The 13,186-nt window shown below is 42.0% G+C and carries 13 protein-coding genes and 1 tRNA gene; 3 read left to right on the top strand and 11 right to left on the bottom strand.

The genetic code is table 11. From position 1 onward, the window contains the following. Nucleotides 1-30: 30 nt before the first annotated feature. On the top strand, nt 31-831 hold the full coding sequence (locus tag VK664_RS14555; RefSeq protein ID WP_461399406.1) for a 3-keto-disaccharide hydrolase: 801 nt from the start codon (nt 31-33) through the stop codon (nt 829-831). Between the two features lie 11 nt (nt 832-842). On the opposite strand, the gene VK664_RS14550 is transcribed toward VK664_RS14555, so the two are convergent. The 10 genes from VK664_RS14550 to VK664_RS14505 form a co-directional block, all read right to left on the bottom strand. Continuing rightward, a complete protein-coding gene (locus VK664_RS14550) occupies nt 843-1,880 on the bottom strand; it encodes a LysM peptidoglycan-binding domain-containing protein (protein WP_461399405.1) in 1,038 nt (345 codons plus the stop codon). A 41-nt stretch (nt 1,881-1,921) separates the two neighbouring features. Next, complete coding sequence (locus VK664_RS14545; RefSeq protein WP_461399404.1) at nt 1,922-3,304, bottom strand: methyltransferase RsmF C-terminal domain-like protein; 1,383 nt, start codon at nt 3,302-3,304, stop codon at nt 1,922-1,924. Between the two features lie 68 nt (nt 3,305-3,372). Continuing rightward, the gene (locus tag VK664_RS14540) at nt 3,373-4,890 is read right to left on the bottom strand and encodes an NAD(P)(+) transhydrogenase (Re/Si-specific) subunit beta (RefSeq protein WP_461399403.1); all 1,518 of its coding nucleotides are present in this window, start codon (nt 4,888-4,890) and stop codon (nt 3,373-3,375) included. Nucleotides 4,891-4,902: 12 nt separating this feature from the next. Then, complete coding sequence (locus VK664_RS14535; RefSeq protein WP_461399402.1) at nt 4,903-5,211, bottom strand: NAD(P) transhydrogenase subunit alpha part 2; 309 nt, start codon at nt 5,209-5,211, stop codon at nt 4,903-4,905. A 42-nt stretch (nt 5,212-5,253) separates the two neighbouring features. Next, nucleotides 5,254-6,384: a Re/Si-specific NAD(P)(+) transhydrogenase subunit alpha gene (locus tag VK664_RS14530; protein WP_461399401.1), complete on the bottom strand. Its 1,131-nt coding sequence runs from the start codon at nt 6,382-6,384 to the stop codon at nt 5,254-5,256. Between the two features lie 59 nt (nt 6,385-6,443). Further along, nucleotides 6,444-7,241, bottom strand: coding sequence for an O-methyltransferase (locus VK664_RS14525; protein WP_461399400.1), 798 nt, complete (start codon nt 7,239-7,241; stop codon nt 6,444-6,446). An 18-nt stretch (nt 7,242-7,259) separates the two neighbouring features. Then, complete coding sequence (locus VK664_RS14520; protein ID WP_461399399.1) at nt 7,260-7,757, bottom strand: dihydrofolate reductase; 498 nt, start codon at nt 7,755-7,757, stop codon at nt 7,260-7,262. Between the two features lie 28 nt (nt 7,758-7,785). Then, nucleotides 7,786-8,601 (bottom strand): thymidylate synthase, encoded by an 816-nt coding sequence (locus VK664_RS14515; RefSeq protein WP_461399398.1) that lies wholly within the window; start codon nt 8,599-8,601, stop codon nt 7,786-7,788. A gap of 167 nt (nt 8,602-8,768) precedes the next feature. Beyond that, nucleotides 8,769-9,665, bottom strand: coding sequence for a hypothetical protein (locus VK664_RS14510; protein WP_461399397.1), 897 nt, complete (start codon nt 9,663-9,665; stop codon nt 8,769-8,771). Nucleotides 9,666-9,826: 161 nt separating this feature from the next. Further along, nucleotides 9,827-10,609, bottom strand: a complete 783-nt coding sequence (locus tag VK664_RS14505; RefSeq protein WP_461399396.1) for a hypothetical protein — start codon at nt 10,607-10,609, stop codon at nt 9,827-9,829. Between the two features lie 457 nt (nt 10,610-11,066). Between VK664_RS14505 and VK664_RS14500 the strand changes: the two genes are divergently transcribed. Beyond that, complete coding sequence (locus tag VK664_RS14500) at nt 11,067-11,678, top strand: DUF1684 domain-containing protein (RefSeq protein WP_461399395.1); 612 nt, start codon at nt 11,067-11,069, stop codon at nt 11,676-11,678. 265 nt (nt 11,679-11,943) lie between these two features. Next, nucleotides 11,944-12,522: a cupin domain-containing protein gene (locus VK664_RS14495; protein WP_461399394.1), complete on the top strand. Its 579-nt coding sequence runs from the start codon at nt 11,944-11,946 to the stop codon at nt 12,520-12,522. 169 nt (nt 12,523-12,691) lie between these two features. Here the strand turns inward: VK664_RS14495 and VK664_RS14490 are convergent. Further along, nucleotides 12,692-12,766 (bottom strand) — tRNA-Val (locus tag VK664_RS14490). Nucleotides 12,767-13,186: the final 420 nt, after the last annotated feature.

Below are 13,186 nucleotides of genomic sequence, written 5' to 3'. Positions count from 1 at the left end.
TCCACTTAGTTTGCATATAAAAATATAATCATGAAAAGATTCCTGCAGATAATTGCTTTATTGTTGATCGCAGCTGTTGGTTTATTAACGATGTCCATGTCTGACCCAAAACCACAGAAAAAGAAATGGGTTCAGCTTTTTAATGGTAAAAACCTAAAAGACTGGAAAGTAAAAATCAGGGGCTACAAGCTCAATGATAATTACGCAAACACTTTCCGGGTAGAAAATGGTTTGTTAAAAGTATCATACGATGGTTATAACGACGAATTCAAAAAGCAATACGGACATATATTTTATAAAAAGCCTTTCTCTTCCTATATCATTGCGGTTGAATACAGGTTCGTAGGAAAACAACCTAAAGATGGAGAAGGATGGGCCTTCCGCAACAGTGGTATTATGGTGCATGGCCAATCACCCGAAAGTATGTTGAAGGACCAGGATTTCCCTATATCCATCGAAGTGCAATTACTGGGAGGTGATTCCACCGGGGAAAGAACCACAGCTAATCTCTGCACACCGGGTACACAGGTTGAAATGGACAACAAACTGATGAAGGCGCATTGTTATAATTCTAAGTCAAAGACTTTCAGGGGCGATCAATGGGTACGCGTTGAAGTAATGGTATTGAAAGATTCTGTTATCAAACATATTGTAAATGGAGATACAGTAATGGTTTACCAAAAACCACAGATCGGGGGAGGCAATGTTTCGAACTACGATTCGACTGCAAAAAAAGATGGCATGTTACTGAAGTCGGGTTATATATCACTACAAAGTGAAAGCCACCCGGTTGAATTCAGGAAAATAGAAATTATGAACCTCGAAAAATAAGGGATCCTGTTCTAATATTTTACGTCTATATAAAACTTGCTGTTAGCAACACCCAATTCGGAAGCTGCAGCATCGCTTAAGCGTACAGCAAGACCAGTACTTTCTTTCATTTCAGGAAGCTGACCAAGTACTTTTGCATAAATTGATTTATTCGTAGAAGAGAATGTTATTTTGACAATGGTTCCAATCGGAACATTATTCATCAGCGCATAGTACTTACCATCATCCCAGCCACTGGTGCTTTTAAACGTGCCCGCATTCCCGGTGGTGGTTTTACCGCTTTCATTGTATTGGCTCTTAAAAAATCCACCTTTATGATTTGCAGGAGCTCCATTGTTTGAACTGGTATTGATCACTTCCGGTTTTGCATTGGGCTCTTCAGGAACTGGTGCCGGTTCCTCTTTTGCTACGGAAACTACAGGAGGCGTTGTGCTTTTTGTGGTTGAATTCTGGGCGACCGGTTTTGAAGCAAGGTCTTCGTTTTTCTTGGTCTCGCCTTCTTTTGTAACTGGTTTAGGCGCTTCCTGCATCGCAACCGGTGCAGAACCACCTACAGTTATTTTATTTGATCCACCTGAAGCAAACGGAGATTGATCACCTTTTACTTTCAGATAACCGACCACCAGCTTCATACCATTTTTTAGCTGATCAGAGCTTAGGCTGTTCCATTTTTTAAGGTTGGCAGCAGGAACTTTGTTATAGTTTACACTTACCCGATACATTCCTTCCTTCTCCGCTACAATATGATAAAGGGGAATAAATGTTTCATCCGGAAGTTTTTTATCGTTTTGTGAAAAATTTGTGGCTGTCAATGGTATCCTCAATAACTGTCCGACGTTGAGTGGCTTATCAAGTGATGTTTTATTGTAAGGTGCAAGCTCTTTCGGGCTGAGATTATAGATGCGCCCGATGCTGTACCAGTTTTCTTTGGCAACAACTGTATGCACCAGGTGAAGATCAGGTGAAGATCCCTGGATGATCAAACCTGTCTGAGAACTTACTGCCTGGCACACGACAATTAACAAAATGATAAATCTGATTCTCAACATAGGTCTTGTATTTCTGCTATCGTGCAAAGATGTGAAATATTTTAATTGTTTTCGCTTTTCAGGATCCGCCACTCTTTTGGATAATAATTGTTTGTCCTGTTCGACAATACTTTTATCCATCCCAGCTTAACCCCTTCGTACAATACGAGTGCCCATCCTTTCACCGAACCATCTGTCTTAACTTCTTCTTTCCTTAAATATTGCAGGGCATCCTGCAGTTTTAACGATATGCCAACAGTTTTATTACTGATGATGTTGCTCAATGCAAGGCTATGATCAGGCACCAGGTCCTTTCCTGCCACTTTACCAATAGCAACTCCGGCTTTCCTGATATAGAGATTGTCGGCAAGTATAAGCAAAGCTTCCGTAAGTGAAGAAGGCATAGCGAACACCAGGTCACCGGTTTTCCATAGTCTCAGGGGCAGATCATTATCTATCCATGGTAAAACTATGTTGTTTTCTTCCTTTGAAAGCTTTTGCAACATTGTTTTCCGCGGTGGTCTTATTTGCTGTTCAGTGCCGTCAGTCTTTTTGAAACAACTCAGGAAAAATCCTTCCCCTTTTAACTTATCGGGATAAAACCGGTAGCCTTGTGCCCTGGATTTTGGTGATAGGGAAGGTACAATACCCCAATCGCTGTCAAGTAACAAAGGAAGGTTTATCAACTTAAATTCGTCGATCAGCCAATCAACAATGGCTTCGTCTTCATCCGGTGAATAAGAACAGGTTGAATAGATCAGTACACCATTGTTTTTAAGGCTGGGAATAATATCTGCTAGAATACGCTGCTGTCTCTGGCAGCATAGCGCTACATTTTGTTCACTCCATTCATCGATCGCTTCAGGATCACGGCGGAATAAACCAGAACCTGAACAAGGTGCATCTACTACGATTACGTCAAAGAAATTTTCCAACCTTGTAAAATCTTTCGGATCGCTATTGGTCACAACAACATTTTCAGCTCCCCATTTAGTTAGGTTTTCTTCGAGAATATTTGCACGTGAACGGATCACATCGTTACTTACCAATAAGCTGTCTGAGTTAATCAATGATTGCAGCAGGGTCGATTTGCCACCTGGAGATGCACAGAGGTCAAGTACTTTCAGTGTTTGATCCAGTGAAACTGTTTGTTTCAATGCCTGCTCAAGAAACATCGATGATGCTTCCTGTACATAGTATACTCCGGCATGCAGCAATGGATCAAACGTAAAAAAGGGTCGTTCAGGAAGATAGTAGCCGGAAGAAGACCAGGGTACACGTTCGTATTTCTGATCAGGATTTAATCCCGCACTTTTTAATGGATTGTAACGGATCGCAGTCACTGCTTCCCTGCTTGAGTGAACCTGCTCAAACTTTTTTCTGTCAAAACCCGGAACACCTTCCAGGCTCTTTAGCAATGATTCCGGCAAGTTGTGTAAGGACATCTGTAAATTTACGCCTCCCGGGCGAACTTGATTAAATTAGATCGGCTTATAATCTGGGGGCAAGCTGGCTACAGGTTCTTGATTTCGGCAATCAAATCCTGCAAAACTTTTTTTGCATCACCAAACAACATCGATGTTTTTGGTTGGAAGAAGAGATCATTTTCAATACCTGCATAACCTGGCTTCATACTTCTTTTATTTACAATCACAAGCTTTGCAAGTTCAACATCAAGAATAGGCATACCATAGATCGGTGAATTTGTATCGGTTTTGGCCGCCGGATTCACCACGTCGTTGGCACCAAGGATCAATACTACATCCGTCGAAGGAAATTCTTCATTGGCCTGTTCCATCTCTATCAGTTTTTCATAGCTAACATCTGCTTCAGCAAGTAACACATTCATATGTCCGGGCATACGACCGGCAACAGGGTGAATGGCATATTTTACCTCTACACCTTTTTCATTAAGCATTTTTTCAAGTTCATGACAGGCATGTTGAGCCTGTGCGACAGCCAGGCCATAACCAGGCACAATCATAACCCTGGTGGCATAACTCATCACTACTGCAGCATCGGAAATACTGATTTCTTTATAATTACCCTGGTCTTTTTTAGCACTTTCCGGACCTTTTGCACCACCACCAAATGAACCGACCAGCACATTCAGCAAGGAACGGTTCATTGCTTTGCACATCAGAATGGTAAGCAAGGTTCCCGCAGCGCCAACCAGGATACCTCCTGTGAGCATAACCTTGTTATTGTAAAGAAACCCGCCACAGGCAGCAGCAACGCCGGTAAATGAATTAAGCAATGAAATAACCACCGGCATATCCGCACCGCCGATCGGCAACACAAACATGATCCCATAAACAAGCGACAAAGTAACTATGCTATAAAATAAAATATAAGGCCAGGAAGTGATCTGCAACCTGAGATTGTTTCCAAAAACCGGCGCGGCTTCGAACGCATCATTTATGTTATATAAAAGCCAGGCAGCGCCTGCCAGTATCAGACCAAAAACAACAAGGTTCGCTATATGCTGCCCCTTAAAAGTAAAATCTTTGATCTTTCCATTGAGTTTACCCCAGGCGATCATGGAGCCCGCAAATGAAATAGCACCAATCACAAGACCAGCGAGTATGATAAGCAACTGATGAGTCGATATGCCATTGTCAATCGAAAACTCCACATGTTCACGGGTTTCTGAAAACACCATGCTGGTATTCACAACCGGTTGTGCAAGCAGGTGATTAAACTCAACAATTGAAATCAGCGCAGCACAAGCCCCACCCATTCCATTAAACAAACTCACCATTTCAGGCATGGCCGTCATCTTCACTTTCCTTGCGGCAACTGTGCCGATGACACCACCTATGGCAAGGCCCGCGAATATCCAGGCATAATTACCCAGGCCATTACCTTCATCTTCGTATAAAAATATGGTACCCACTATTGCGAGAGTCATACCACCGGCTGCGATCAGGTTACCCTTTCTAGCTGAGGCGGGATTTGACAACATCTTCAGACCAACGATAAAAGTCAGGGATCCGATGATATAAATGAGTGTGAGTATACTTAGTTCCATATCAGTGAATTCCTATTTCTTTTTTTTGAACATTTCCAACATCCTGTCAGTAACAACAAATCCACCTACCACATTCAGGGTTCCAAGAATCACGGCAAAAAATCCAAGTGTCAGTGCAAGGTAATTATCAGGCTCGGCCTTACCCATCACGATAATCGCCCCGATAATCACAACGCCATGTATAGCATTAGCTCCGCTCATGAGTGGTGTATGCAGCACAGATGGCACGCGGCCAATTACTTCTATCCCAACAAAGATCATGAGCGCTACTATGTAGATCATTTGTTCGTTCAGCAAAACCCAATCGAGAAAATTATTCATAGACTTTTATTTCAGCAGTTCATAACCCGGTTTTCCATTATGCTAAGCAGTTTCTGTTACCAGCGTTTTCACACGTTCATGCACCACTGTTCCATTATGCGTGATGCAACATCCAATCACAAGATCATCAGCAAAATTCAGATTCAACGTACCTTCCTTTGTGATGACAAGCTGCAGAAAGTTAAACATGTTTTTTCCATAAAGTTTGCTGGCATCAGAAGGCATGGTTGATGGCAGGGCAGAATTTCCTATGATGGTAACTCCATTGTGTATGATGGTCTGATTGTTTACCGTAAGTTCAGCGTTACCACCGGTTGCTGCAGCCAGGTCAATGATCACTGATCCTTTTCTCATTCTTTCGATCATTTCCGTTGTAATAAGCAACGGAGCTTTACGGCCAGGTATCTGCGCAGTACTGATAACGATATCTGCCTTAGCTATGCTTTCTGCAATCTTATCTTTTTGTCGCTGCATAAATTCAGGAGTCTGTTCAACCGCGTATCCACCGGCTTTACTTGCATCTGCAGCTCCTTCAACCTCTACGAATTTTGCTCCAAGGCTCATCACTTCTTCTTTAACCGCTGGCCTGGTGTCGAACACCTCAACAACCGATCCAAGTCTTTTTGCCGTTGCTATCGCCTGCAGTCCTGCAACACCAGCCCCAAGTATCAGCACTTTAGCGGGCGCAATGCTACCTGCGGCAGTCATCAGCATCGGGAAATAACGGCTATAGGTATTCGCACCTGCAAGAACAGCTTTATATCCCGCAATATTCGCCTGGGAGCTCAGCACATCCATGCTTTGCGCCCTTGTGGTGCGTGGCAGCATATCCAGGCTGAAACTGGTAATATTAAATGAAGCCCATTTTGCTGCGATAGCAGGGTAATATAAGGGCTGGTATATGCCGATAAGTATTTTAGATCTGAACATATCCAGTGCTGATGCTTCAGGGGGATGCATACATAAGATCACATCAGCTTCTTTTATAACATGTTCACGGGAATGAATGATTGCACCAACAATTGCGTAATCAGGATCTGCTGCAAAAGCGCGTTCACCGGCATTTTTTTCAATGTATACCTGCACACCTTTTTTGACAAGAGCAGCGGCCATATCCGGCAAAACAGAAACCCTGGTTTCGAATGTTGGTTCTCTGAGTACGCCGATGATCATAGTTTAAATGGATGTTGAAGCCATTAAGGTAGCAAAAATTTTTTGTAGTGGAAGGCGTTTTAAAATCGGATACTAAAGCGTTGGGGTACCCGGAATTCTTTCCGGAAAAACAGAATACCTACAAAAAACAGGTCAATACTCATGGTTACAGCGGGGTGACTGCGACAATATTCCCAGGCTTTTTCCATCTCTTCACTCCAGTGAATATCGTCCATAACCACTACTGTATATTCATGAATCACAGGCAATAACCGGTGCAGATAATTTACCGTGGGTTCGTAACGGTGATTCCCGTCGATAAAAACAAAATCTGCCTTACCAGCTCGTTTCATTGCGGGCACTATGGTGTCATCGAAGTTTCCATTTAACTGGCTGATATTTCTTATGCCAAGCTTTTCGAACAACACCTTTGCACGGGCAGCAATCTCATCTGCTCCTTCAAAAGTCAGCACTTTAGCCGAGGGCTGCGACAATGCAAGATATGCTGTTGTGGTGCCAAGGGAAGTTCCCAGTTCTACAATCGTATCCGGCTTAAAATAACTCACCATCCGAAACAACAATGTTGCATATTTCTTTGGCTTCAGTGAATGTTTTGCAATCTCACTCACCTTCCTGCTGTTTGTTTTGCTATGCCCGGATCCAGCCCCGAAATCTTTTACATTAAGCAAAGTTTCATCGCTCAAAAGCAGCTTTCTTTCAGCCTCAATTATTTTATATGCTGGGTAGTCCTTCCGGTCGTTTAGTATTTTTTTGATGAAGTCAAACACAAACGGGGAATGTGTTCCATGGCCCCTTGAATTGGATGAGTTAATATAATAACGGAGATATTTAAGAAACAGCCGGGAGGGAGAATACATCAATGGATCCTATTTCGGTTATACTTTCCTGTTAGATTCCCAGACCTCAATCGAAAACGGAAATTCGTGTTTTTCATCTTTTGGAAAATCTACCTTGTAGGATAACTTCCAGGAGGCATCCATGGGGGGGAAATGTGTATCTCCTTCAAATTTTCCATGTACCCTTGTAAGATGAATTTTGTTTGCCCTGTTAATGGCTTGTGCATAGATCTCACCACCTCCAAGCACAAACACCTCTTTGGTATCGGCTTGTTCTGCGGCCTTGTAAGCGGATTGCAGGTCGTTGACTACTACCACCCCTTCAGGCTGCCAGTTCTTTTTCCGGGTGATGACAATATTATATCTTCCGTTTAGTGGCTTCCCCAGCGATTCAAAGGTTTTACGGCCCATGATGACTGGCATCGCCCAGGTAACATTCTTAAAATATCTTAGGTCGGTTGGAAGGTTCCAGAGCAGTTTATTATTGTTACCGATAACATTGTTATCTGATGCTGCTACAACTAAACTTATAATCATTCCGGCTAAATTAATTTAAAGAATGATGCTATACAGCCACGGGAGCTTTTATAGCAGGGTGTGATTGATAATTTTCAAGTTTGAAATCGGAAAAACTGAAATCGAATATATCCTTTATTTCCGGGTTGATTTTCATAACAGGTAATGGAAATGGTTCACGGCTCAGCTGCAGTTTCGCTTGTTCAAGATGATTACTGTACAAGTGAACATCACCAAAAGTGTGAATAAAATCTCCGGGTAACATATCACAAACCTGGGCTATCATAAGTGTTAATAATGCATAGGAAGCAATATTAAATGGAACACCAAGAAAAACATCCGCCGAACGTTGATACAGCTGGCAGGACAATCTTGGCTTTGCATCCGGAGAAGTGGCTGGTGACACGTAAAACTGGAACATGGTGTGACAAGGCATCAGTGCCATATCTTCCAGGTCAGCAACGTTCCAGGCGCTTACAATTATTCTCCGGCTATCCGGGTTCGTTTTCAACTGCCTGATTACATCTGAAATCTGATCATAAACCTTTCCATCTGCACCTTCCCAACTGCGCCATTGTTTGCCATAAACAGGGCCAAGTTCACCGTTTTCATCTGCCCATTCATCCCAGATTTTTACCCCGTTTTCTTTCAGATAACCAATATTGGTGCCACCCTGCAGGAACCAGAGTAGTTCATAAATAATGCTTTTAAGATGCAATTTTTTAGTCGTAACCAGGGGAAACCCTTTTTCAAGATCGAACCGGAGTTGATGCCCGAATACACTGGTCGTACCTGTGCCGGTACGATCGCTTTTGCCTATTCCTTTGTCGATAATATGTTTTACCAGGTCCAGATACTGCTGCATGGCTGCAATTTATGATAAGAAGCTTGATTTAATATTTCAACCTTTTCACAAGCGGGCATAACTTTTAAATCCAGGCGGGCATAACTTCTTATATCTATGTTGACCCGGTCTGGTGTTTGTTTGGTTTGCTCATTGTTCGGTTTGCTGCTCATCCGCTTTACTCATAATTAAGAATGCCCGGTTTCAGACAACTCGGTTTCGGTAGCCACGGAAATCAAAGGTTTAGCGTTTATGGCATCATTTGTTTTATCATTAGTTTTATCAATAGCGTTTACCGGGCTTTGATCCAGCATTTTCAGGCTTTTATTATGCTGGTCCTGCAGCTCTCTGAGGCTGTTTTCAAGCCGGCTGATCTGTGCCTGCATCGAATCTTTTTCGATCCTGAACATAGAGGCAGCCGCTTCGCCGTCGTCCAGCTGGTGCTTGATATGTTCATAAGACATGGTCATTTTTTCCAGCAAAGCTGCATTTTCCCTGAACTGGAACTCGAGATCATGAAAAGCTTTGATCCTGGTTTCAAGTTGTTGTTGAAGGAACAACACATGTGTTTTTTGTTCGTTGACCAGGTCATGGAGATATGCTGCCGAAATAGGGGAATCAGTATCGGTAGAAGCCAGGTTTCCGGATAAAGAACCGTTTTCTGACACCGCCTCGCCCGGAAAATATCCACCTCCATTAACACCGTTTGCGGCCAATTGAAAATCAACCTGCGAACCCGGAGTTATTTCCAATGCCGAAACTTCATTGTGAAGGGAACTCATCCTTGTTTTAAGGGATTCCGGTGGAATAACTTCTTTCGCAAAAGTAAGTGCGTGCTGAAGTTCTTTTATTCGCCTTTTATAGTGAAGAACCTCTTTCTGTAATCTCGAAACCAATGAAATATCGACCACTTCATTCACCGGCAGTTCAGGGTTTTCATCCGCTTTAAGGGCGTTTTTCTTTTTTTGGCGATAATGAAAAATAGTGGTTACCAGGAAGCTAACAATTATGAGCGGTACAGCGATCCACAAGACTATTTTTAGAAATAAAGTAAACTCATCAAAAAATGCAAGCAATAATACCATGTCAAACAGTTTAAGTAACGCAATGTTGGGGTTACTGATCGGGCAAAAACCAGGGTCATCATTGGATAGCGATTAAGGACATTCTGCAAAATAAGATCCAGAAACCGGGTAATCAAACCTAAAAAGTCAATTTTAAGCAATTGTTTGCACAAGCAGCGGTTCTACATGGGCTGAGAAGGACGGCTCCAAACTTCGTGGATCTTTTCGCCCCTGCTGCTCAATCCTTTATGAATCCATTTGCCGTTTTCTATGCTACCTTCAAAGGTTAAGGAAGCCCCCACCCGGGTACTGTCACGGGAGAAAAATTCTATATTTTCCGTGTATTTGCCGTCTTTAAATGTATAATTCCCCCCACCAGAGCCTGAAAATTCTTTGGTTTCAGTATTTATTGCTGCCCATTGAAACCTCGAGCCGGATAAAATCTTGATCGTTTTGCGGGCTCCGGGCCTCATTTCATTCATTTTATCCCCCTGCACCCGACCGGTGATCTGCCAATTACCTGCAAGTGCCCCTGTACCATCATCCGACCTGTTCCAGGTCGATTTGCCGCCGTTAATATCTGAATTGAGTTTATTACCCTGGACTGTGAAACTAAATACAGCTTCTGTGCCGATTGTATTTTTGTCAACAGTGCTGAATTCGAAATTGATGACCAGTTTGTTTCCATCAATCCTGTACTTACCACCTTTGCTAGAAAAAAACTTTTTTGCATTCGTGGAATATGCTGTATGGGTGAAATAATTGTCAATAAAAATGAGTACCTGGTCGCCGGAATTGTCTGTTGTTTTCCAGGCGCCTTTTAGAGGATCAGCTGCCTGCAGTTCACCCTGAGGATCGCTTTTGCCAGTTTTCGCTGGAGGGTTATCGTTATTCCGGAAGCTATTACCAATCATTAATACAAACAAGAAAACAATAAGTCGGAAAAGTTGACGTCTGTTGGGCATGGTGCAAGAGAATTATGAATTATGAGTTATGAATTATGAAACCGGGAGAATTGCTTCATAATTCGTTTCATATTTTGATGCAAGGCAATTCTTTCAAATTTAGATACTCGTCCTGATATTACCATGTTTATTCTTTTGTGGTCAAAACAACAAAAAGGTTGGTTTGAGGTATGCGATTCCTTGTGACCCAGAGATGTATCTTTGTAAACAATCTTATTTAAAAATGTACTAATTGACAAACGCACTAACTGACAAACGTATTAACTGACAAACGCACTAACTGACAAACGCATTAACTGACAAACACATTAACTGATAATCGCCCTAACTGATAATCGCCCTAACTGATAATCTCACTTTAACTGACAATGCAAATCGCCGTTGACAATGTAAATCGCAGCTGACAATGTAAATCGCAGCTGACTTAAAATCTGATTCGTAGCTAATTTCTGATAATATGAACCGTTTTTCACTGTGCCTGATTTTCATTATATCGTTTATAAAAGTGTTTTCACAAAAGGGTGATGATAACTTAAAGTATATAACTGAGCTTAAGGAGCATCAGCAAGATTACAAAGTGGAACTCGCCGGTATAATCAAAAAGGATACTTCGTTTGTCAGCTTTTATGATGTACAGTCTGCGTATCGCCTCGAAGCAGTTTATGAACCATTAAGAAATCAGCCCGTTTTTAGTATGGGAACCTCCAGTGGAAAAACAAAGCAGGCGCAGAAGATTGGCCTGGTTAAGTTTTCTATCAACAACCGGACATACCAGCTATCGGCTTATCAACTCCTGGCCCTGAGAACAAATCCTGACCAACAGGATTTATTTTTCATTCCTTTTACAGATGCTACCAGCGGTGAAGAAACTTACGCTACCGGGAGATACCTGGATTTTAAGTTATCAGATATCAAAAACGGATCATCCCTTGTAATAGATTTCAATAAGGCCTATAATCCCTATTGTGCTTTTGTTGATGGCTATAACTGTCCTATCCCACCGCCGGAAAACCAGTTGCAAGCCCATATTAAAGCCGGTGAAAAAGCCTATGGAAAGAAGTGGAAGTGAAAAGCAGGTTTGAGCAGAGATTAATATTAAAGAGCAGAACTCGTCAATAATGAGTAGATCAGGTAATAACGAGAAAGAGCAGAACTCATCAATAATGAGTAGACCAGGTAATAACGAGAAAGAGCAAAACTCATCAACAATGAGTTGACCAACAATAACAAGAAAACCTATAATAATAAGTTGCCCCGAACTTGATGCGCAGGACTTAACTATAAAGTGTGGGACCTACTAAAATGTACATGACCTCACAACAAAAAAGGAACGAATGAAAAGAAATAAATTCATTGTATCACTGTTTGGGTCAATGGCTATTCCCTTTGGCTCCTTTTCGCAACTAAAGAGAAGTCTGTTCCGCAATGATAAAGGATTCAAAGTAAAAGCCGGTGAGGGAAGAATTCATGGACACATTGAAATGCAGGTGGCTCTGACCAGCATTGTTGATGTAAAAATATCCGGTAAAGATACCGACGGAGACCTTGCGATATTTGAACAAACAGCCGTCTTACCCGGTCGCGGCTGGCCCAGGCACGTTCACCATTCCCAGGATAAAACTTTTTATGTAACTGAGGGAGAATATTTGTTTAAGTTGGGGGATGACAAATATCGGCTCAATGCCGGTGACTCTATCTATCTCCCTAGAAAAAGCCCTCATGCCTGGATACAGCTAAGTGAAACAGGCAAAGCCAACATCACTATGCAGCCAGCCGGAAAACTGGAAGCATTTTTTGTAGCAATCGCTTCATTAACCCACGACCCTACACCTGCCGAAATGCATAAGATATTTACAGACCATGAAATGGAAATTGTCGGTCCCGGTTTAAGAGCAGAGGATGCCGAAAACTAAACAGAGTAAGTGGATTTGGTACACCGGTGCCCTTAAAAATCTACCCATTCAAAAGTCAACCCTTAAATGGACCCTTAAAGGGACGCTTAAAGCGATCTAAGTGGACCGTGTCCGCCGAAGCCCTTAATATTCAACCTCTCTAAAACCATCAACCGCCCAAGGGCGTAGGTGAACCGCACTGGATTCGAACCAGTGACCCCTACTCTGTCAAAGTAATGCTCTAAACCAACTGAGCTAGCGGTCCTTTTGAGCGGCAAATATAAAATAATTAATGTCCATTTCAACCCTCATCTAACATTCATTTCATCTTATTTTTTTAGCCGACACCCGGCCTCACTCAAACTTATTATAAACACTCATTCCTATTGTCAAGTAATTAGAAACGCTCACAGCTATTATCAGGATAAAATGTCCCCTTTGCCTTAACAAAAATTCTTAACTCCAAATTCAGGAAGTGACATTGTGCTATTTTAGTTTAACAATATGACAACCAAATACAGAAAGTGACAAGTGACACTCTCATCACTTACCACTTTTATATAACTTCTTTCACCGAGCTCAATCATGCTGCTTGGTTTGTTAATTTAGCGAGTTTTTTTTCTAAGGTAGCTATTTGTTGTTTCCGTTGTTTTTCTTTGTATTCATCCATGTTGACGGGCATAAA

Origin of the sequence: Flavitalea sp. (assembly GCF_035489435.1) — a bacterium.
Taxonomy (GTDB): Bacteria; Bacteroidota; Bacteroidia; order Chitinophagales; family Chitinophagaceae; genus DATHKG01.
This window is presented reverse-complemented; position numbering and strand designations above follow the sequence as displayed.